The 21,132-nt window shown below is 63.1% G+C and carries 21 protein-coding genes; 8 read left to right on the top strand and 13 right to left on the bottom strand.

What is annotated here, in order from left to right:
* Positions 1–4: 4 nt before the first annotated feature.
* From ACSVIE_RS06180 to ACSVIE_RS06155, 6 genes are read right to left on the bottom strand one after another with little or no spacing between them, the layout of a single operon-like run.
* Positions 5–931, bottom strand: a complete 927-nt coding sequence (locus ACSVIE_RS06180; RefSeq protein ID WP_442423325.1) for a sugar phosphate isomerase/epimerase family protein — start codon at positions 929–931, stop codon at positions 5–7.
* Positions 928–2,118, bottom strand: a complete 1,191-nt coding sequence (locus tag ACSVIE_RS06175) for a Gfo/Idh/MocA family protein (RefSeq protein ID WP_426005678.1) — start codon at positions 2,116–2,118, stop codon at positions 928–930. The genes ACSVIE_RS06180 and ACSVIE_RS06175 overlap by 4 nt, the downstream gene beginning before the upstream one ends.
* Positions 2,115–2,963, bottom strand: coding sequence for a sugar phosphate isomerase/epimerase family protein (locus ACSVIE_RS06170; protein ID WP_442423324.1), 849 nt, complete (start codon positions 2,961–2,963; stop codon positions 2,115–2,117). Before ACSVIE_RS06170 ends, ACSVIE_RS06175 begins: the two co-directional genes overlap by 4 nt.
* A gap of 2 nt (positions 2,964–2,965) precedes the next feature.
* Positions 2,966–3,901 (bottom strand): carbohydrate ABC transporter permease, encoded by a 936-nt coding sequence (locus ACSVIE_RS06165; protein WP_426005676.1) that lies wholly within the window; start codon positions 3,899–3,901, stop codon positions 2,966–2,968.
* Positions 3,898–4,959, bottom strand: a complete 1,062-nt coding sequence (locus ACSVIE_RS06160; protein WP_442423323.1) for a carbohydrate ABC transporter permease — start codon at positions 4,957–4,959, stop codon at positions 3,898–3,900. Before ACSVIE_RS06160 ends, ACSVIE_RS06165 begins: the two co-directional genes overlap by 4 nt.
* 12 nt (positions 4,960–4,971) lie before the next feature.
* On the bottom strand, positions 4,972–6,330 hold the full coding sequence (locus tag ACSVIE_RS06155) for an ABC transporter substrate-binding protein (RefSeq protein ID WP_426005674.1): 1,359 nt from the start codon (positions 6,328–6,330) through the stop codon (positions 4,972–4,974).
* A 175-nt stretch (positions 6,331–6,505) separates the two neighbouring features.
* On the opposite strand from ACSVIE_RS06155, the gene ACSVIE_RS06150 reads away from it, so the two are divergent.
* The 6 genes from ACSVIE_RS06150 (at position 6,506) to ACSVIE_RS06125 (ending at position 12,291) form a co-directional block, all read left to right on the top strand.
* The gene (locus tag ACSVIE_RS06150) at positions 6,506–7,525 is read left to right on the top strand and encodes a LacI family DNA-binding transcriptional regulator (RefSeq protein WP_442423322.1); all 1,020 of its coding nucleotides are present in this window, start codon (positions 6,506–6,508) and stop codon (positions 7,523–7,525) included.
* Positions 7,526–7,637: 112 nt separating this feature from the next.
* The gene (nadE, locus tag ACSVIE_RS06145) at positions 7,638–8,459 is read left to right on the top strand and encodes an ammonia-dependent NAD(+) synthetase (protein ID WP_442423321.1); all 822 of its coding nucleotides are present in this window, start codon (positions 7,638–7,640) and stop codon (positions 8,457–8,459) included.
* Between the two features lie 237 nt (positions 8,460–8,696).
* Positions 8,697–9,317, top strand: a complete 621-nt coding sequence (locus tag ACSVIE_RS06140) for a PadR family transcriptional regulator (protein ID WP_442423320.1) — start codon at positions 8,697–8,699, stop codon at positions 9,315–9,317.
* A 75-nt stretch (positions 9,318–9,392) separates the two neighbouring features.
* The gene (locus ACSVIE_RS06135; RefSeq protein WP_442423319.1) at positions 9,393–10,151 is read left to right on the top strand and encodes a MerR family transcriptional regulator; all 759 of its coding nucleotides are present in this window, start codon (positions 9,393–9,395) and stop codon (positions 10,149–10,151) included.
* A 131-nt stretch (positions 10,152–10,282) separates the two neighbouring features.
* Positions 10,283–10,960 (top strand): HNH endonuclease family protein, encoded by a 678-nt coding sequence (locus tag ACSVIE_RS06130; RefSeq protein ID WP_442423318.1) that lies wholly within the window; start codon positions 10,283–10,285, stop codon positions 10,958–10,960.
* A 140-nt stretch (positions 10,961–11,100) separates the two neighbouring features.
* Positions 11,101–12,291 carry a Fic family protein gene (locus ACSVIE_RS06125; RefSeq protein ID WP_442423317.1) on the top strand — a complete coding sequence of 397 codons (1,191 nt, stop codon included), beginning with the start codon at positions 11,101–11,103 and terminating at the stop codon, positions 12,289–12,291.
* Between the two features lie 21 nt (positions 12,292–12,312).
* Here ACSVIE_RS06125 and ACSVIE_RS06120 read toward each other — a convergent pair whose 3' ends face one another.
* Positions 12,313–13,527, bottom strand: coding sequence for an acyl-CoA dehydrogenase family protein (locus ACSVIE_RS06120; protein WP_442423316.1), 1,215 nt, complete (start codon positions 13,525–13,527; stop codon positions 12,313–12,315).
* 129 nt (positions 13,528–13,656) lie between these two features.
* On the opposite strand from ACSVIE_RS06120, the gene ACSVIE_RS06115 reads away from it, so the two are divergent.
* On the top strand, positions 13,657–15,375 hold the full coding sequence (locus tag ACSVIE_RS06115) for an AMP-binding protein (protein ID WP_442423315.1): 1,719 nt from the start codon (positions 13,657–13,659) through the stop codon (positions 15,373–15,375).
* 24 nt (positions 15,376–15,399) lie between these two features.
* A complete protein-coding gene (locus ACSVIE_RS06110; protein ID WP_426005665.1) occupies positions 15,400–15,909 on the top strand; it encodes a MarR family winged helix-turn-helix transcriptional regulator in 510 nt (169 codons plus the stop codon).
* On the opposite strand, the gene ACSVIE_RS06105 is transcribed toward ACSVIE_RS06110, so the two are convergent.
* From ACSVIE_RS06105 to ACSVIE_RS06080, 6 genes are all read right to left on the bottom strand, one after another.
* Positions 15,896–16,771: a universal stress protein gene (locus ACSVIE_RS06105; protein WP_426005663.1), complete on the bottom strand. Its 876-nt coding sequence runs from the start codon at positions 16,769–16,771 to the stop codon at positions 15,896–15,898. The genes ACSVIE_RS06110 and ACSVIE_RS06105 overlap by 14 nt on opposite strands.
* 70 nt (positions 16,772–16,841) lie before the next feature.
* Entirely contained in the window at positions 16,842–17,825 is a 984-nt protein-coding gene (locus ACSVIE_RS06100; protein ID WP_426005662.1) for a cyclase family protein, read from the bottom strand.
* Positions 17,822–18,076, bottom strand: coding sequence for a hypothetical protein (locus ACSVIE_RS06095; RefSeq protein WP_426005661.1), 255 nt, complete (start codon positions 18,074–18,076; stop codon positions 17,822–17,824). Before ACSVIE_RS06095 ends, ACSVIE_RS06100 begins: the two co-directional genes overlap by 4 nt.
* A gap of 12 nt (positions 18,077–18,088) precedes the next feature.
* Positions 18,089–19,426 (bottom strand): TRAP transporter large permease subunit, encoded by a 1,338-nt coding sequence (locus ACSVIE_RS06090; protein WP_426005659.1) that lies wholly within the window; start codon positions 19,424–19,426, stop codon positions 18,089–18,091.
* A gap of 97 nt (positions 19,427–19,523) precedes the next feature.
* Positions 19,524–20,315, bottom strand: a complete 792-nt coding sequence (locus ACSVIE_RS06085) for a DUF1932 domain-containing protein (RefSeq protein ID WP_426005658.1) — start codon at positions 20,313–20,315, stop codon at positions 19,524–19,526.
* Between the two features lie 101 nt (positions 20,316–20,416).
* Complete coding sequence (locus ACSVIE_RS06080; RefSeq protein WP_426005657.1) at positions 20,417–21,049, bottom strand: methyltransferase; 633 nt, start codon at positions 21,047–21,049, stop codon at positions 20,417–20,419.
* Positions 21,050–21,132 lie beyond the last annotated feature (83 nt).

Genomic DNA, 21,132 nt, shown 5'->3' with positions numbered 1-21,132 from the left:
CAGTTCAACCTTTCGCCAGTGAGTCAGCGGCATTGCTCTCGCTGACGGTCAACCCCGCCGCGGAGGCAGCGCGGCGAAGGAAGTCCAGGTTGCCCGCGGTACGCTCGGCCAAGGGCACTTCGGTGGAAAAGTCCTCTACCGTGACCCAACGGTCGTAGCCCACCGATTCGAGTGCCTGGAAATATGCCAGCACGTTGCCTTGTCCTTCTGCGAGCGGCGCCCACTCATGTGCCCATATGGCTGCGCCTACCGCGTCGCGTTCTTCCGTCCGGACCCAGCGCGCATTCTTCACGTGCACGTGGGCCAGGTAAGGGCCAAGCAGTTCGAGCCCGGGAAGCAGTGATTCCCAGCCCTCTATCAGCAGGTTGCCCAGATCATGGATCACGCCCACATGCTGTGGATCAAGGCCTTCGAGGAGCCTTCGGGCAGACGAAGCGGAGGCCGTCACCGTGCCGTGATGCAGTTCAACGAGTGCTTTGACCCCGTGGTGCGCGGCCCTCCCGGCCACCCATTCGTAGTGCTCCCGCGTTGAGGCGAACAGTTCGGGGTAGGACAGCCCGCTTGGCTCCTGGCCCCCCATGGTGGAGTTGCCCAGAGGAAGGACATTGACCCTGACTTGCCGGGCACCCAAGGCGGCCGTGGCTGCAAGAACCCGTTCCACGCCGTCGTGGTCATCACAACGTGCGTAGCCACCCAGGCCGGAGTATTCCAGCCCGGATTCCTTGGTCAGCCGGGCAATCTCAGGGAGGGTTTCCTCAAGCCCGGTCATGGGCCAGGTGGCTTTGTTGCCGGCCCAGAAGCCGGGTTCCGACGCCTCAGCCTGGTCCGTGACCCGCCACTCGATGCCGTGCCATCCTTGCGCGGCCAGAGTCATGGCCGCTTCCTGCGGAGTCCATTCCGGGGTCGATGCCGTGAAAACCGAGAACTTCATGCCGTGACCTCCTCAAAGTGTCCATTGCCGGTACGCACCTGCACGTCGTTGTACTTTCCTGCCATGACATCGGCGATCAGGACGGGCCTGCCCAACGTGGCTGAAACGTAAAGTGCGCGGACAGTGGCCAGGGCCGTGACGGCGTCAGCAACCGTGACGCCGGGTGCCCTGCGGCTGCGGATGGCATCCACCACGTCGCGGTACTGGCGGATATGTCCAGCCGGGTAAACCGTGGGGTCGAGGTTGGTGGCTACTGGTGGCTCGGCGAACGTGGCAAGCTCGGACTCGGCCTGGTTGCCGCCGCCGCGGACACCCATCGGGTTCTTGTTTACCTCCTCAGGATCCCCTGCGTGGAAATACTCAAGGTTGTCATTGTCGATGACGGCAGAGCCTGTTGAGCCCATGACCTGGAGCCGCACGGTCAGTCCCGGATAGGCGGCAGTCGTCGCGTGCAATACCGCGAGCGCGCCCGATTCGAACGTCAAGGTGGCCACTGCGGTGTCCTCCACCTCCACGTCCGTGTGCGCCAGGAGGGCGGTCTTGGCGCTGATCTCCACTGGCTTGCCCAGGAACCACAGGAGGAGATCCACAGTGTGCACGCCCTGGTTCATGACTGCTCCGCCACCGTCCATGGCCCACGTCCCGCGCCATGCCCCGGAATCGTAGTAGCCCTGGCTGCGGAACCAACTCACCGACGCGATTGCCGACGTCAGACGGCCGAACCGGCCAGCACGGCGTGCCCGGTCCACCAGTACCGACGCCGGGTCGAAACGATGTTGGCTGATGACGGTGGCAACGAGGCCCTTTTCCTCCGCGGACCTGGCTGCGGCCAGGATTTCATCTGCTCGATCGAGGTTCACGTCCAGCGGTTTCTCGATGACAACGTGTTTGCCCGCGGCCAGTACCTCCAAGGCCTGCTGGATGTGCAGTCCGCTGGGGGTGGCGATGATGACAAGATCGACGTCGGCAGCGGCAAACGCTTCACGCAGGCTTCCGTAGGTGGCTGGACGGGAGGCACCGCTGTCTTCAATGTGCTGCGCCAGGGCAGTGGCAGCTTCCTCAATCTCGTCAACCAGTGCGGTGACGCGCAGTTCAGGCAATTCGCCGACGGCGGCAGCATGCGTCCTGCCGATGCTGCCGCATCCGGCAATGGCAACGTTAATGGGTTGGTTCGTATCAGTGCTCACTTGGTTTCCACTCCAGCTTCGTTCACTACTTTTGCAAAGGCGCGTGCTGCCATTCCGAACGCAGTAGGCCCGGAGAACCCGCCGAGCCCATGGGCACCGGCGAGGTGCGGTTCCAGGCTGGCAAAGCCCACAAAGCCGTCATCCTTCAGAGCCTGGACAGTACGGAGGAGATCGCCGTCGCCTTCTCCGGCAGGAACCACGACGCCGTCGGCGAACCGTGCGTCCTTTACCTGCAGGTATTCAAGGTGCGGACGGAGCTTGGCATAGCCTTCATCGAACGGTTTGACCCCCACCTGGACAAAGTTGGCGGGGTCCCAGGCCACTTTCAGTGCCGGTGACGCCACTGATTCGATGATGTCCAGCACCCGCTCAGGAGTATCTCCGAAGATGTCCTTCTCGTTCTCGTGCAGCAGCACCACTCCGGCTTCCTCTGCCACGGCTGCCAAAGCCCGCATCCGGTCAATGACGTCGTCGCGGATGCTCTCTACGGCAACGTCGTCGCCGTAGTAGAACGAGAAGATCCGGATATAACGGGCACCCAGCACCTGGGCGGCGTTGACGGCACGCCGCAGCCGTTCAACCTCGTGGTCCACTGGCAGCGTGACATCCACCTTGCCGATGGGCGACGCAATGGCCGATACCCCCATGCCTGCAGCGTCGAGGAGTTTCCTGAGTTCATCCAACTGCTCCGCAGTGAGTTCCACGATGTTGGTTCCCCATGCACTGCGGACTTCGATGTGGTTTGCACCCAAGGCCTGGAGCACCGCGATCTGCAGCACGGGATCGTCGTCGATTTCGTCTCCGAAGCCCGAGAGCGTCCACTCCACTGTTGCTGAACCGGTCATTGCTACTTGACTCCTCCGGCGGTCAGGCCGCCCACTAGGTAACGTTGGAAAATCAGGTACAGAATCACGACGGGTGCCGCGCACACGAGCGACGCCGCCATCATTTGGCCGTACAGGGGGATGGCTCCACCTTCTTGCGAGGCGCCGAAGATCTGCAAAGCGACTGCCGCGGTCTGGCTGTCCGGCCTGGTCATGACCGAGGCGAACAGAACATCGTTCCAGCCGAGCAGGAAGGCGAAGATTCCCGAGACCACAATTCCGGGCCAGCTGAGAGGCAGGATGATGCGCATCAGCACCCCAAGGTTGCTGGCGCCGTCGATCCTGGCAGCCTCTTCCAGTTCGCGGGGCAGGCCGCGCAGGTAGGTAACCATCACCCACGTCGAGAACGGCATGGCGAACGTCAGGTAGGTGATGAACAGGCCCCATTGCGTTCCGATGACCTGGACTCCCAAATAGCTGGCCGCGGACGAGAAGAGTACGAACACCGGCAAGACCATGAGCGTCCCGGGTACGGACTGGAGTGCAAGCAGGCTTCGCAGGATAGTGAGCCTGCCACGGAACTGGTACCTGACCAGGACGTAGGCGATGGAAACGGACATTGCGGCGGACACCACAGCTGTGGCTCCAGCGACGAGCACACTGTTGGCAAGGCCCTTGGCCAGGCCAACGCTGGACCAGATCTTGGTGTAGTTCTCCAGGGAGAACGTCGAGGGCCAGAACTCACCGTTGGCCACGCCGATGTCCGAGTTCACGGACGCCAGGAAGATATAGGCGACCGGAATCAGCACAATGGCACTCAGGAACGCCAGGATGATGGCCAGCAGGGGGCCCGGAAGGAGCCGGGTTACTTCAAGCTGCCGTTTGGAGCCGGGCCGGAATCCGTTTCCGGACGAACTCCGGTCGGCCGTGCCGCGGACTGAGGTGGTTGGTGCGCTCACTTCTTGCCTCCCGGCGTATCGGCGTCGTCCAACTTGACGGCGCGCAGGTAGATGAACAGCGGAATGGCGATCAGCACAAGGGACACGAATGCCATGGCGGCGCTGAGGCCGAACCGGAAGCTCTGGAAGCTGGTGACGTACGTGAGGATCGGAAGGACTTCGACGTCGGCAGGGGCCGGAACGCCGAACAGCACGAACGGGAGCGTGAAGTTGTTGATGTGGTGCAGCATGCCGATGAGGAAGGCCAGTGCCAGCGGACCCTTCAAGTACGGGAAGATGACGTACCGCAGCTTGTTCCACCACAACGCACCGTCTAGGGCCGAAGCCTCGTGGACCTCGTGGTCCACGGACTGCAAGCCGGAGAGGGCCAGCAGGTAGATGAACGGCCAGGAAGCCCAGATCTGAACCAGGATGAGCGTCCAATACGTTTGCGGCCCGTTGAGCCACAGCCCGCCGTCCATGCCGAAGGCCCCCAGGGCTGAATCCACCACGCCGTCCGGCTGGAACATGGTCCGCCACACCGTGGCAACCACAAAGGATGGGAGGACGTAAGGGATCAGGAAAATCGAACGCACAAGCGCCCTGCCCCTGAACGCGTTCTGCGTCGCGACGGCAGCTGCGATTCCCAGTGGCAAAGTGACCAGCATTGCGATCAGCGAATAGCTGACGCTCAGCCATACCGAGTGCAGCAGGGGTGAGTCAGTCAGCGCTTCCACAAAGTTGTCGACGCCGATGAACGGTGCGCTGACCCACTTGCGAAGGGTGTACTGGTCCAGGTTGAGGGCCGACATATAAATGCCGAGGAAAAGCGGAACCACGATGATGACGAACATCAGCAGGCCGCCCGGGATCAACATCCACAATGGCCGGTTGCGTTCGCTCATGCCTTTCCGGCGGGAGGGTTTCCTGCCCCGGCCCGCAGGACCCATGGTGCTGGTGCCCGGGGTCGGGGCGGTGCCGCCGTCGGACATTTTTGCTGAGGTGCCGGACCGGACCGGATGCCCTCCGGCAGCCGGGCCGGCAACGGCCTTCATTTCCCTGAAGGAATCAGTGGACATGGGGAACCCTGCCTAGGACTTTGCGGCCCGGTCGAGGGATGCTTGGCCCTTGGACTGGGCGTCCTTGAGCCGGGACTCCAGGGCAGCGCTATCCACGGCGCCGTTGGCCAGGTCCGGAATGGACTGGACGGTGACGTTCAGGAGGCCCAGCTGGATGTCGCCCCAAGCACCGGTAAACGGAGTTGCTTTTGACTTGCCTGCGGCCTCGGCGATGGGCTGAAGCTTGGGATCAGTCAAGGAGGCCAGAGCCTCGGCATTCGCCGGCAGCTCGCCGAAGATCTTCTGGTAGTTCAACTGCTCTTCCTTGGAGGTGATGAGCTCGATGTAAGCGAACGCCAGGTCCTTCTGCTGGGAGTAGTCGGCAACCACGACGTTGTCGCCGGAGAGGATGCTGGCGGCCTTATCGCCGTCGCCCTTGGGTGAGGTCTCACCGGGCGCCGTGGTGGGCATAATCGAGTAGGCGTATTTGCCGGCGATCGGCGACTTGTCCAGGGTGGGAACCGAGCTGGACGTTGTCATCATCAAGTAGCCCGCCTTGCCGGACGCGAAGGCAGCCACCGCGTTGCTGTTGCTCCAGCCGATCGCTGCAGGATCCACGACCTTGTCCTTGGTGAGCCAGCCGAAGTAGGTCTCGTAGGCTTTCTTGACCGTGGGGTCGTCCATCTTCAGCTGGTCGCCGTCCACCAGCGGGTTTCCGGCCTGGACGGACATGGCCCAAATGAACTTCCATGGGTCGAAGTTGTCCTTGTAGCCGGTGGCCAGGCCATACGTGCCGGTGCCGGCGTTGGTCATCTTCTTGGCCTGCTCAGCGAGTTCGTCCCACGTGGTTGCCGGCTTCTCAATGCCGGCCGCCGCAAGGAGGTCCTTGTTGTACGCCATGACGAACGGGCGGCTGACGAACGGAATTCCCGCCATGTGCTCCGCATCCGGTCCGGAGATCCCCAGGGCAGCCTGGTTGAACCTCTCTTTCCCGCCCACCTTTTTCCAATCGTCGTCGGAGAGGGTCACGAAGGCTTTGGTGGCGTAGGCCGTGGGTGTGAAGGTGGTGCCGAGGCTGTAGACATCCGGGCCCTGGCCTGAAACAACAGAAGTCTGGATCCGCGTCAGTTCGTCGTTTGCGGAGGCGAAGGTCTCGAACTCAACCTCGGCGCCCGTCTTGGCCTTGAACTTCGCGGCGATGTCCTTGAACCATTCCTTCTGCTGCTCGGGATACTGGTTGTTGACTCCGGTCAGGACGCTAAGTTTCTTCCCGGTGCCATCTACGGGACCACTTGAAGCGGATGAACTTCCGCCGTCACCTCCGCAGGCTGTCAGAGCGAGTGCGGCTGCTGCGACTACAGCCGCCAGCTTTGCCGATGGTGCAAACCTCATTGTTTCCTCCTTGGTTGGCCAGCCCGCAATGGTGGTCTATGTCACAGGGGCTCGGAGTTGAGTCTAGGAGTTGGCAATCCCTGCGGCAAGCGGTTGCCAAAAGTTGCCAAAACTGCTCAAATGTTGGCAGGACGCGCCCACCGGGATGGGCGGACGCCAGCTGGAAGGAACCGACATGGCAGACTCGACCGTTCGAGGCACGGGTGCTCCTCCCACGATCCGCGACGTCGCCGAACTGGCAGGCGTGGCAACATCGACCGTCTCCAGGGCACTCTCCAACCCGGGGCGTGTGAACCGGATAACCCGGGAACGGATTGAGCAAGCGGCGGCGACCCTGAACTATGTGCCGAGTTCGCAGGCCAGGGGGCTCAGCTCAGGGCGCACCAACGCAATTGCCCTGCTTGTCCCAGACGTAACCAACCCCTTTTATTTCGACATCATCCGCGGCACCCAGAACCAGTTGAAAGCTGCCGGATACACCCAGTTGCTGGTGGACACGGAGGAATCGGCAGAGATGGAGGCAGACACGCTCAAGAAGATGCAGCGGACCGCTGACGGATTTATTCTGGCTGCCTCCAGGCTCACCGATACCCAGTTGGCTGCGGCGGCTTCATCCCAGGCGATTGTCACGATCAACCGTTCGTCCTCCAATGCACCAACCGTCATGATCGATACGCCCGGGGCAATCGTCCAAGCAATCGACCACTTGTCATCCCTCGGCCACACCAACATCTGCTACGTCGGCGGCCCGGCGTCGTCGTGGTCCAACGCCAAGCGATGGAAAACCTTCGAGGACGAAAGCCGCGAACGTGGATTGAACACGTCACGAATCGGCCCCTTTGCTCCCAAGACCACGTCCGGAGCCGCGGCTGCAGACGCAGCTGCGCGGACGGGAGCTACCGCATGCATCGTGTTCAACGACCTCCTGGCCATCGGAATGCTCCAGCGGCTGAGGGAGCGCGGAATCCGGGTTCCCGAGGACATGAGCATCGTGGGCTGCGACGACATCTTCGGCGCCGACTTCTGCAACCCGCCCCTGACGACCATCGCCTCGCCGATTGAGCAGGCAGGCCGGGTGGCTGTCTCCATGCTGCTGGCCCAGCTGGATCCCTTGCATGCTGGTTCAAGCCGGCGGCTTGCAGTCATGCCCACCCACCTCACCGTCCGCCGCTCCACCGGCCCGGCACCCAAGTAGGTCGCAGCAGAGCGCGTTTAGCGGGCTCAAAACGCGCACAACTGCGACTTAGTTGGGCAACGGGAGGCGAAATGGTTGAGCGGTCACAACTGCCCTGACTAGTGTTGACCACATGCGCGAACTCCAGGCCAAGATCATCGAGGAAATGGGCGTCCAGCCCCGGATCACTCCAGCAGAGGAGGTGCGCAAGCGGGTTGCCTTCCTGAAGGACTACCTGAAAGCCACGGGTACCAAGGGCTTCGTCCTGGGCATCTCCGGCGGACTCGACTCCACGCTGGCCGGCAAACTCGCCCAGTTGGCGGTGGAGGAACTGGAAGCCGAGGGCGTCGACGCCAACTTTGTGGCAGTCCGGCTCCCCTACGGTGTCCAGCACGACGAAGACGACGCCCAGGCAGCGCTGGACTTCATCAACGCCAAGACCGAGTGGACCTTCAATATCTCCAATGCCGTGGACGGCTTCGAGGATGAGTTCAAGAAAACCACGGGCGCAGAAATTTCCGACTTCCACAAGGGCAACACCAAGGCCCGCGCCCGCATGATCGCCCAGTACGCCCTGGCGGGCGAGCACAACTACCTGGTGATCGGCACGGACCATGGGGCCGAGTCGGTCACGGGCTTTTTCACCAAATATGGCGACGGCGGTGCAGACATCCTGCCGCTGTTCGGCCTGAACAAACGGCAGAACCGCGAACTCCTTGCGGAACTGGGCGCGTCGGCCCGCCTGTGGCAGAAGGTTCCCACGGCAGACCTCCTGGACGACAAGCCTGGGCGCACGGACGAGGACGAGCTCGGCATTACCTACGACCAGATCGATGATTACCTCGAAGGCCGCGACGTTCCCGACGGCGCCGCCGAGCTCATCGAGCAGAAATACCTCCGGACGCGCCACAAGCGCACGGTACCGGTCACCATCTTTGATACCTGGTGGAAATAGCCACCAGCCTCCCAAAACCGCGACGGCGGGTGCGGACTTAGCGATAAGTCCGCACCCGCCGTCGGGCGTTAACGACCCTCTCTCACCAAAAGCCCTTTCCAGCCGGACCCTCTCTCACCAAACGCTCCCTTCAGCCGAACGCTCTCTCGCATCTCTTGACGTCACGATAGTTACCGATATATCGTTGACTATCGCCGATACTCCATCGGTGAACCCTACCGAAAGGATGATGCTGTTATGAAAGGCATCCACGAACACGACCACCACTCTCCCGAACAAGGTCCGGGCTTCCCCGGCCGTGGACGGTTTGGCCGCGGCCGAGGACGTCGGGGTCCCGGTGGTCACGGCGGCGGATTCGGCCTAGGCTTCGGTCCGGGATTTGGACCCGGCGGCCTCGGTCCCCGCGGCTTTGGTCCTGGCGGACCGCGCCGCAACCGCGGCGACGTCCGCGCGGCAATCCTGTCGCTGCTGGCCGAATCCCCATCGAACGGCTACGGGCTGATCAAGACCATCGCAGAAAAGACTGCCGGCGCATGGCGTCCCAGCCCTGGATCCGTCTACCCGACCCTGCAGCAATTGGAAGATGAAGAACTCATCGCCGCCACCGGTGAGGGACGCCGCACCGAGTTCACCCTCACCGAAGCCGGCCGTGAATACGTTGCCGGACACCAGGAAGAATTGGCCAACGCCTGGAACACGGGCGTGGACGGGACCGACCACGAGTTCCACCAGAGCATCGGGAAACTCATGGGCGCCATCCACCAGTTCCGCGCCACGGCCACCGAGGAACAGCGCAAGGCAGCCATCGAGAAGCTCGATGAAACCCGCCGGGCGCTGTACCTGATCTTGGCCGACTAGTACCGCACTCATCCCCTTGACCTTGACGTAACGTCAACCTCTACTGTCAAAGGACAGGCACGGGACGGAGGACGGATGGACTGGTCAATCCAGGAAATCGCAAGGATGGCAGGAACCACCAGCCGAACGCTGCGTCACTACGACGACATCGGGCTGCTCAAACCAAGCCGGACCGGACATAACGGCTACCGCTATTACGACGGTCCGGCCTTGGTTCAGCTCCAGCGCATCCTCCTGCTGCGGGAGCTCGGGCTCGGGCTGCCGGCGATTGCCGAGGTCCTGGTCCGGGAAACGGACACCGTCAAAGCCCTCAGCGGCCATCTGGAATGGCTCGGGCAGGAACAGGACCGCTTGGCCAGGCAGATCGCTTCCGTGCGGCAAACCATCGAGACAATGAAAGGGGATGGAAAGTACATGGCACAGGACATGTTTGACGGCTTCGACCACACTCAGTACAAGGACGAGGTAGAGGAACGATGGGGCAAGGACGCCTACGCCGCGAGTGACGCGTGGTGGCGGGGCATGGGCTCCGAAGAAAAGCAGGAATGGAAGGACCGTTCACAGAAGCTTGGCAGCGACTGGATTGCGGCCGCTTCCTCAGGGGCGTCACCCGACAGCGCGGAGGCCCAGGATCTGGCCCGGCGGCACGTTGAATGGCTGCGCGGCATTCCGGGAACTCCCTCGGCAGCGCCCGGTGGAGATGCGAAGGGCTATGTGGTGGGCCTCGGCGAGATGTACGTCGCTGATCCGCGCTTCGCAGCCAACTACGGAGGGGAATCGGGGGCTGCATTTGTGCGGGACGCGTTGCGGGTCTACGCGGAGGCGAACCTCTAACCAACCGCAGCTAATTACAGCCTTGTAATTCAGGCAACTAGAATCCCCGAGGGTGTCTTCCCAAAAGCGCCCCAAGTCGGCCGTTGACTCGCGGCCTGACGTCATGAAGAAGGGGATTATTTTTGCCGGCTTTGCCCACACACGTCCTATCCGGTTGGCGACGCCCAGGCGCCCTTGTCCTGGCGGTATCGCTGGCCTTCTTATTGGGAAGCTGCGCGCCCGGCCCGGTCGAAGCCACTGGCGTTCGTGGAGCCTCACAGGCACTCGATACCCTGACAACCCTCCCTATCAAGGGTCGCGCCCCGAAAACGGGATACGACCGCGACCAGTTCGGGCAAGCCTGGGCGGACGTCGACCGCAATGGATGCGACACCCGGAACGACATCCTCAAACGTGACCTCACAGCCGTCAGCTACGTCAACAGCGTGCCCTGCAAGGTCAAAAGCGGTACGCTCGCCGACCCTTACACGGCCAAGACCATCGCCTTTGTCCGCGGCACCACCACAAGCTCAGCTGTACAAATCGACCATGTGGTGGCCCTCAGCGACGCCTGGCAAAAGGGCGCCCAGCAGCTAAGCCGGGAACAGCGGACGGCCCTCGCGAACGATCCGCTGAACCTGCAAGCTACCGATGGGCCCACCAACCAGCAAAAGGGCGACGGCGACGCCGCCACCTGGTTGCCGCCCAGCAAAGCCTTCCGCTGCGAATACGTTACGCGGCAGATCTCGGTGAAGGCCGCTTATGGCCTCTGGGTCACGCAGGCTGAACGCGACGCCATGGCACGGATCCTCGGAGATTGCCCGGCTTAGGTGACCCGGGAAGTGAAGGGACCACAGCGTGGATCTTGTCACTTAAGGGAAGAAGTGAAATAGTTTAGCCGAGGATCTTTTTACTTAGGGCGTTAAGTGAAAAGATCTCCGACAACTGCTTACACTTCTGAGGAACGACGTTGACCGCTGAAGCCACCTGGCCGAAACTCACTTGGGAAACCTTGCAATGGGAGACTCGAATAGGGTCCGGTCCCCGGTACATGACCGATACCCCTTACCTTCCCTATAAAGCGGCAGTCCCGCCGTCGATCGCTGACATCTACTACGCGCCGCCCAGTGAAGTAGCCACCGCCGCCGAAGACGCCGCCTTGGCTATTCGCGACTTCGATAACGAGTTTGGCGACGACATTGCCCCTTTCTCTGCCATTCTTCTCAGGACTGAGTCGGTATCGTCGTCGCAAATCGAGAACGTCACTGCGAATGCCCGCAGCATTGGCATGGCCGAACTTGGCGACGATTCCAAGAGAAACGCAACACTGGTCGTTGACAATGTTGCGGCAATGAATGCCGCACTTGCCGCGGCTGATTCCTTGGAGCCGGCAGCGATACTGGAAATGCACAGCGCCCTGATGCGCCACGCCGATCCTCAAGCTGCAGGAAAGTGGCGGACAGAACCGGTCTGGATCGGCACATCAAGCGCCAGCCCAATCGGCGCCGACTTCGTGGCCCCGAACGCGAGCCACGTCCCGGACCTCATTGACGATTTAATGCGCTATGCCGCGCGCAACGATGTCCAGATCCTCACCCAGGCGGCCATCGCGCATGCGCAATTTGAGACCATCCACCCCTTCACGGACGGCAACGGCCGTACTGGCCGGGCACTCCTGCAGGCCCTGCTGCGCAACAAGGGCCTTACCCGAGCCGTCACGGTTCCAGTCTCCGCAGGGCTCCTGGTCGACGTGCGGGGATACCACGACGCACTCACGGCCTACCGCGACGGTAACCCTGATCGGATCATCATGCTGACGGCCGAGGCAACCTTCCGCGCCATCGACAACGGCCGGCAACTTGCCTCTGATATCGGAGCCGCACGGGATAGGTGGGCCGACACTATCAAAGCACGTCGGGACGCTGCTGCATGGAAAATCGCAGACCTACTCACCCGCCAGCCCGTGATCAACTCAAAGCTGCTTGAACAACGGCTTGGTCTTGCCCCGGCGACAATCTGGCGGCAAATGCAGGTTCTGGAAGAGGCCGGCGTAGTCAAGGGATTCGACAAGTTCAAACGCGGTAGACACTGGAGGGCTGACGAAATTCTAGTAGCCCTCGATGCCTTCGCGGAGCGGTCAGGTCGTCGGAGCCGCAGCTAGCCCACAGCAGCCAAGGCATCCCTAAACAAACGCCGACTTCCCCGTCACAGCCCGGGCCACGATCATCGAGTTGATCTCGTAGCTGCCCTCGTACGTGTAAAGAATCTCCGCGTCCCCGAAGAGCTTCCCCATCTCGTAATCGGTGGTAATTCCGTTCCCGCCCAGCAGGGAACGCCCCATCGCCACCGAGGACCGGGCCAGGCGGGTGGTGGTCGCTTTGGCCATCGCTGCCTGGACCATCTCCAATTTCCCGGCTTCCTGGATGCGGGCCAGTTCCACCATCAGGGACAGCGATGCGTGGGCGTTCCCCAGGATGTCCGCGAGTTGCTGTTGGACGAGCTGGAAGCGAGCCAGCTCCCTGCCGAACTGGAAACGGCTCAGGGAGTAGGACCGGGCAATATCAAAGGCTGCCAACTGGATTCCCGCAGCCTGCCAGCCAACCCAGGCCCGGGAGTCGCGCAGTAGGTCGTTGGCCCGGGAGAACTCCGTGGCGCCGGGAAGGAGATTAGACAACGGCACGCGGACCTCATCCAAAAGAATGTCCGCGTTCTGCATGATCCGCAGGCCGATTTTGTGCGAGATTTTCGTCGCCGCGTATCCTGGGCGGTCGGTCTCCACAATGAATCCTTTAACGTGCCCGTCGGCTTCGTCGCGTGCCCAGACCAGGGCAAAGTCGGCGATCGTCCCGGCTCCGATCCAGCGCTTCGCGCCGTTGATGACCCATTCGCCGCCGTCGCGCCGCGCCGTCGTCGAAAGTCCCCCGGCAATGTCGGAACCGTGGTCGGGTTCCGTCAGCGCAAAGGCACCCAACTGGGTAAGACCCTCAAGACCCGGCAGCCAGCGCTGCTTCTGTTCCGGGGACCCGAGCTCATGGATCATCCCGACGATGAGCTCGTTGTGGATGCCTACCAAGGCAGAAAGTGAAACATCCGCCCGGGCAATTTCGGTGTACATGAGGCCCTTGAACAGCTTCGAGGAACCATCGGTCTGCAAGCCGCCCAGCCCGAACTTCGCCATGTCCGCCAGCAGACCGAAGGGGAACTCTTCCCTGTTCCAGTAGTCGATGCTGGCCGCCCGAACCTGGGATTGGAGGAACTCCCGCACTTCGGCGTAACGGGCGCGTTCCCCTGGGGGAAGCAGGTCTACTACGTGCATCAGGTCAGCCTCCGGATAAGGAGGAAGGAGGTTCTCCGGTGCTGTACCGCTTGTGGCGGTAACGGCTTTTTCGTCGAGCATGTGACCCCTTCGTCATGTCCCGTCAGGTTCTTCCAAACCCTTGGATGTCCTAGTATATTGCAAGGTGATATGGATCACTAGCATTCACCCGCAGACCCAAGGCAACGACGCCCCAGCGAAAGGCGGACAATGAGAGTCACCGATGACTTCCGCGCGGCCCGCGACCGCCTGCTCGAACTCCGCGAGGACTACCGGCAGGCGCACAGCGAATTCCAATGGCCCCGCTTTGAGCACTTCAACTTCGCCCTGGACTGGTTCGACCAGCTCGCCGCAAACCCGGAGCGAGGAAGCAAGCCCGCGCTGGTCATCGTCGAGCAGGACGGCAGCTCAACGCGTCGCACTTACCAGGACCTCTCTCGAAGGTCGTCCCAGCTGGCCAACTGGCTGCGGGACCAGGGCGTCCGCCGTGGCGACCATATGATCATCATGCTCGGCAACCAGGTGGAACTGTGGGAGCTCATGCTGGCCGGCATCAAACTCGGCATCGTCATGATCCCCACCACCACCCTCATGGGCGCCCGCGATCTGCAGGACCGGGTGGAGCGTGGCGGCGCCTCGTGGGTCGCCGTCGGCAGCGCCAACATCGGCAAGTTCGACGACGTCGAGGGCACCTACACGCTGATTGAAGTCGGCCAGGAAGCCACCAGCAAAGCGGCAAAACAGTATAAAGATTCTTACGACGCCGGCACTGACTTCACGCCCGACGCCCCCACCCGCGCGGACGAGACGCTGCTGCTCTATTTCACCTCCGGGACAACATCGCGCGCCAAGCTCGTGGAACATACGCACACCTCCTACCCGGTGGGACATCTGTCCACGATGTACTGGATCGGCGTGGAACCCGGCGATGTCCACCTCAATGTCGCCTCCCCTGGCTGGGCCAAGCACGCGTGGTCCAACGTCTTCACGCCGTGGATCGCCGAGGCCTGCGTCTTCATCTACAACTACGAGCGGTTCGACGCGAAAGCCCTCATGGAACAGATGGACCGCGAAGGCGTCACGAGCTTCTGCGCCCCGCCCACCGTGTGGCGCATGCTCATCCAGGCAGACCTGACGCAGCTTGAGAATCCGCCGAAAAAGGTGGTCTCCGCGGGCGAACCCCTGAACGCCGAAGTGATCGGCCAGGTCGAGGAAGCCTGGGGCGTCACCATCCGGGACGGCTTCGGTCAAACGGAAACCACCGTCCAAATCGCCAACACTCCGGCCCAGCCGGTCAAGATCGGTTCCATGGGACGCCCCCTCCCCGGGTACGACGTCGTCCTGGTGGACCCGGTCACCGGCCAGGAAGCCGACGACGGCGAACTCTGCTTGCGCTTGGACCCACGGCCCGTGGGGCTCATGAAGGGCTACTTCGGCGATGAGGCGAAAACGGCGGAAGCCTTCCGCGACGGCTACTACCACACCGGCGACATGGCCAGCAGGGACGTTGACGGTGTCATCACGTACGTAGGCCGGGACGATGACGTCTTCAAGTCCTCGGACTACCGTTTGTCGCCCTTCGAACTCGAAAGCGTCCTGATCGAACACCCCGCAGTGGCGGAGGCCGCCGTCGTGCCTTCTCCTGATGCCGTGAAGCTGTCGGTGCCCAAGGCATTCGTGGTGCTGTCCGCCGGCTATGAACCCGGCCCGGCGGTCGCCGAGGACATCCTCCGGTACGCCCGGGAACACCTGGCACCCTTCAAACGGATCCGCAGGATCGAATTCGGGGAACTGCCCAAGACCATTTCCGGCAAGATCCGCCGGGTCGAACTGCGCGGAACCGAGGTGGCCCGCCACGGTGCCGGCCCGCTTCCGGCGGGCCTCGGCGTCGAATACACGGAGGAAGAGTTTCCGAATCTGAAAGACTAGGCACCCACCACAGAAAGGACGTACATGGGCACCCCGCTCCCCCGCGACCCCATCGCCGACGCCCAACGCAACTGGGAACGGCATGGGTGGGGCGATGTCGCGGCTCCCATGGCTGCCATCACCGCAATCATGCGGACCCAGCAGATCCTGCTGGCCCGCATCGAGACGGTGCTCAAGCCGTTCGGCCTGACGTTCGCACGGTATGAACTCCTGGCCCTGCTGAGCTTCGCCCGCAGCGGTGCGCTGCCCATGAACAAGGCGAGCGCCCTGCTGCAGGTGCATCCCACGTCGGTGACCAACGCGGTCGACCGCTTGGAAAAGGCCGCGCTGGTGGCCAGGTCACCCCACCCTACAGACGGCCGCACCACGCTGATCGAGCTCACCCCGGAGGGCCGCACGCTCGCAAAAAAGGCGACGGCGGCGCTCAACACCGAGGTTTTCGGCAAGTCGGGATTCAAGGACGACGACGTCGATCACCTCATCCGCGTCCTCGGCGCCTTCCGCAGGGATGCCGGAGACTTCACCGGGGAGTAGCGCTGGGCGGCTCGGCGCTGCGGCGGGATACCAGGACGGGACCGGCGGCGTGATGCATGACTGCATGCGCGGTTGACCCTATGGTTCCTTTGATGAGTCCGTGCCCTTTGGTGCCGACCACAACGATCCGGGCGTCCTTCGCGGCCTCGAGGATCGCCCGCGGCGTCGAGTGGTCGACCAACAACTGTCCGGAAACCTCCACGTGCGGCGCCTCCCGGCGTGCCTTGAGTACTGCTGCGTCGATGAGTGCTTCCGCTGCCGGGTAGGCGTCCACGGGGTCCCGCAACCGCCGGTAGCCGGACGGCTCGTGAACGACGTGGACGATCTTTAGCGTGGCGCTTTCGGCTTCCGCCATGGCGCACGCGTCCTCGAGGGCCGCCGGTGAACCTGCATCATCGATCGCCACCACTACGGGGCCATCAGGATGCTCAACGGATCGGATGACCGCCACGGGGCAGGAGGCGGTGGCCGCCATCTCCAAGCTGACGGATCCGATGAGCAAACCCATGAACCCGCCGATTCCCCGGCTGCCCAGGACCAGCATGTCCGCGTCGGCTGACATCCTGGCCAAATGGTCCCTCGGCAAGCCATGGAGCAGCGTGGTGTTAACCTCCAGTGCGGGCGCCGCGTCTTTTGCGAGCGCCCGGCCCTCCTGCAGGACAAGCTCGGCCGCCCGCTCAAGCCCGCTGTCGGCTACACCGGGGACCGGAGCGAGGTCGGGGGCGACCAGAATCCATAGGGAGCAGTGCACCAGATGCAGTGGACGCTTCCGCAGCAGCGCTTGGTTGGCAGCCCATGACACGGCCAGCTTCGCTTCTGTGGAACCGTCATATCCAACGACGATGGGTCCGGACTCCGTCATGGCCCCGAGCTTACGCGGGCACGGACACAGGAACCAGTGCCGGTTGGCCTCGCAACTTTCTTCGCGTCTCCTAGGTCAGGGCCGTGGCGTTGGCGGGTGACCCTGTTCCGCCCACAATGTTCAGTGGCTTGATACTGACAAATGCATCCCAGGTTTTGGTCTCACGCATGTGCCGGGCCAGTGGTCCCAGCTTCCATAGTTCCCCCAGGGGCATGCCGAGCTTTGCCAGGAGCTGTTGGTGCATCATGCCATTGTCGTTGGGAGCTGCCTCCAGATAGGGGCTGTCTGCCACTGCGGGCAGGCATTCGAAGGCAAAGTTATCGGCGGCCAGCAGCGCAAACCGATGATCCCAAGCCCACGCGACAAACTCGTCGGATTGCACCACCCCTGTTGCTTTGCGGCCCGCCCGTACCTCCTGCTTGTCCTCAGGCTTCAGCCCGAGGAACCATTCGCACCAGCCTGTATGGAGCATGAGAATGTCGCCCGGTTCCAGGCTGAGGGACTGGTCCTGGATGGCGGCCTTGATCAGCTCCAGTCCCAACGGTTCGCCGGATGCGTGGTCGATGGGATTGCCCTGGGCCGACCTGAACCCCTCGAGATCCACCAGCACTCCACGGCCAACGATGGGCTGGTCCGCCCACCCCTGGATGCCGAGGTCCGGCGTTCCCTCCCTGACCAGATCGTCGGGAGTCCCGTTGTAGAAGCCCACGTCGTCTGCCCGCCGGTGGCGGAGCCCGTCGATCTGTGTGGAGCCTTGAAGGTAGAACCCGTCCAGGTAATCGTCCCGGTGGGCGGGGTGGGACGAGTAGATAATGTGCCGGGGGGCTCCCCGTTTAAGTGACATGCCCGGGTCGAAGGCGTCCACCGCGTAATCCAGTCCGAAGACAGCCCCCGTGCGGATGCAGTCCTTTGCTGCCAGGATTGCATCGGGGGTGATGAACGACGGCGTGCCGCGGTCTTCGTCGGTGAACAGACCCCAGGAGGTACCGGCCAGCCGGCCTTTCCGCCGCAGCAACGCGGCATAATCGGGACATCCTTCCGTCAAACCGGTCATCGCGCAGTGGCCTCCGCGTGGTCTTCCTGCGGCTGGTGCTTCTTATAGCTGAGCACAAACCCGGCCACGGCGCAGACCGAAGCCGCGATGGACATCATCGGCTTGAACACGTCGTCCAGAAACGTCAGCCACTCCCCCTGTCCTGCTGCGAGGGACAGGGCCTGCCCGGTGACGAAAAGCACTCCTCCGGCCAGGAGCGCAGCGAGTGTAACGACGAAAGTGGCCTGTACGGCGCGTCGGAGCTGATGCATTGGTGGGGTTCCTTAGATGGGCAGGACACCCAGGATGATCAGCACACCGATGCCCAGCAACGGCAGGGCATAGTGCGTGAGGAGCCTGGAGAAGGTCTTGATCGGATTGACGTCGGCGATTCCGCACGCCACATACAGAGGGGCACCACCAGGCGGGACTGCAGCTTCGCAGGAAGAAAAGACCAGCACCGCAACCGCGGCTGTTGTCGCGGGAACTCCGGCTGCCACCAACGTCGCCACGCCGACGGTCCCGACGGCGGCCATGGTCGCTGTGGCGGACAGGGGCGCGGCCACTGCGATGATGATCAGGCCAATGAGAATGGCGAGCAGCCACAAGGGCAGATGCATCTGGCTCAACAGGGCCGTCATTTGCTTCGGCAAGCCTGTAGCCGCCAAAGCATTGGCACCAGCGAAAGCAAAAACCACGGTTATCCCCACAACACCAAACCGGGGAGCCGAGTTTTGCAACAAATCCCACCAGGCCTTGCCGTTCCGCGGCAGGAGCTTCCGGCCCAGCAGCGCACCGGTAATGATGAGAACCACCGGAATCCAGACGATCACGCTGATGGACTTGGTGATGTCCCCGCCTGTCCAGCCGGAGAGCGCAGCGCCTATGGCGCCGGAGGTTATGACCAGCGGGACCGCTACCACCACAAACAGGAGCAAGGTTGCCCATCCCCGGCCGAAGGCATTCCGCACGCCCAGGCGGTGGGCGGCGTCGAGGGGAGCCATTCCGCTCTTGCGCACCAGAAGCCAAGTGACGATCAGCCGGTGCAGGAAACACCACAAACCGCCAACCAGCAAGGGCAGTACGAGGTCGTTGATGTTCAGCAGCGGGCCCACGGTGGCGGATCCCACCAACACAAACATGGAGGCGCTGAACGGGAACGTGATGCCCATGCCTGCATTGCCCGCAACCAGCGTTGCGGCGGACGGTTTATCCAGTTTGGACTTCTCCATCCACGGAATTGTGACAGAACCGACCGTGGCGGCGATGGCGGCCTGGTTGTGAACCACTCCGCCCAGGCCGGCCGATGCGACGGTGGAAACCCAGGCCGGTCCGCCCTTAACACCCCCGATCAGGGAATTGAGCAGGTCGATAAGCTTGTCCAGCACTCCCGTTTTGTCCAGGAGATATCCCATGAAGACGAACGCCATGGTGGCATAGACGATTTCATCGGTGATGGCCGAGTACAGCGACGTCCAGCCGACCTCGCCGGCCGCCGCCCCGGTAAAGGGAAGGACTACCAGGAAGCCGATGATCATGGCCTCCCCTACGCTTCGTTTCAGGAGTGTGGTCCAGAGCAGGATCACGGCCAGATAGGCTCCAAGGGCCCATATGCCGATCATGTTGGCGCTCCTGACGGGTATGGCATTGCTGGTGATACATTCACGGGTGGCCTGGTCCTGATTCTTCCCGATCCCCTGATTCTTCCCGATCCATGGTTCAGCGCAATACCGCCGCAGTGTCCGCCTCTGCACTGGCCATACGGGTCAGGGCCACAGCCGAGGCCGTGGTCATCTCAGCCGGCACCTTCAGGTCGTCGGTGAGGTAGCTGGCGGTGTCCTGCATCTCCTTGGAACGCCGTTGCGCATGCTTGGCCGTACCCACCAGGAAGCGGTCGATTACGGCATGGCCGTCTCCCGCGAGCTGCCGGGCGATCTGCTCGCGGATCCAGTCCTCCAGCCCGGCTGCCCGGCCAGCCGTCACGGCCTCCACCACTACCGACGCGAGCCCCTTCATCAGGACGCTCCGCAGGAGCTTGTGTGCCATGGCGGCGCCCGGCACGCCGTCGGCAATTTCGACGTCGGCACCCAAGGGGGCGAGCAGCCCGGCTATCGCTTGGGAACCTGGGCCGCTGACCATCAGCGGGGTCCTTGCACCTTGCGTGGGCACGGGACCGAGGATGGCGACGTCGGCGAACTGTGCCTTGGACGGCAGCTGGCCGAGCTCCTGCATGACGTGAGGGGAGGATGAGGTGAAGTCGGCGTAGCAGCTGCCTTCGTCCAGGACCGGGAGGCATTCAACCGCGACACTGCGGGCAGCGGCCGCGCCGGTCAGGACCAAAACAATGTCCGCTCCGCTGCAGGCTGCTGCGGCAGTGGCTGCCCGGGAAACCCCTTCGGGAGTGGTCGGTGCAACGGGATCGAATCCGGTCACCTGGTGGCCGGCTGCAACCAGGGCTGCTGCATAGGTGGCTCCGGCTTCGCCGAGGCCTATGACGGTGCAAGCTGTCATGTTCGTGTCTTTCATCTGTGGGCCGATGGGCACACCGGCATAAGCCGGCCCCAAGGAGTTGCGGGGCGCGGCTGATGCCGGTGGCTGGATTATGGTTCCTGCTACTTCCGGCGATCCGCGATGATCGCGGCACGGCGGTTGGTTTCGTCCGCGAAGACCGCCTCAGCGGCCTCGGCGACGGCGGCCGCTTGTTCGCGGGGAACAACAACCACTCCGTCCGAATCGCCGACGATGATGTCGCCCGGCATGACGGGCACCCCTCCGAAGGAGACCGCAGTGGCCAACCGGGAGGGCCCGTTCTTGTAGGGCCCTGCCGGTGTGACGGCACGGGCGAATACCGGCATGCCGATCTCGCCCAGCGCCTCCGCATCCCGTGCCGCGCCATCCAAGGCAAATCCGGCAATCCCCAGGTTGATGGCCCTTTCGCCGATCAGTTCTCCCAGCAAGGCCCGGGACTCGTCCCCGCCTCCGGCGACAACAATCACGTCACCTGGTTGGGCCAACTGCAGGGCCTGATGGATGCCCTGGTTGTCGCCGGGCCGGGTCCACACCGTGAATGCCGGTCCCGCGAGGCGGGCGCCGGGCCAGATGGCCTGGATGGCCGAGTCCGCCACGCCCAGGCGGTCCATGGCGTCCCCGATGTTGGCGGCGGGGAGCTTCGCGAGGCGGTTCAGTATGTCCTGGTCGGGACGGGGGAAGTCGGCGTCGATGTCCTCAAGGACGGGGCTGGTCATGGTGGTAGTCCTTCGTCTGGATGGTGGTCAGGAGATGTAAAGTCGCCGAGGCAACTGCCGCGGGGCCGGCTGGCTTCCCAGGC

This window comes from Paenarthrobacter sp. NCHU4564 (assembly GCF_052156435.1).
GTDB lineage: Bacteria > Actinomycetota > Actinomycetes > Actinomycetales > Micrococcaceae > Arthrobacter.
The sequence above is the reverse complement of the archived record's forward strand: the minus strand, read 5'-3'. Positions and strand labels throughout refer to the sequence as shown.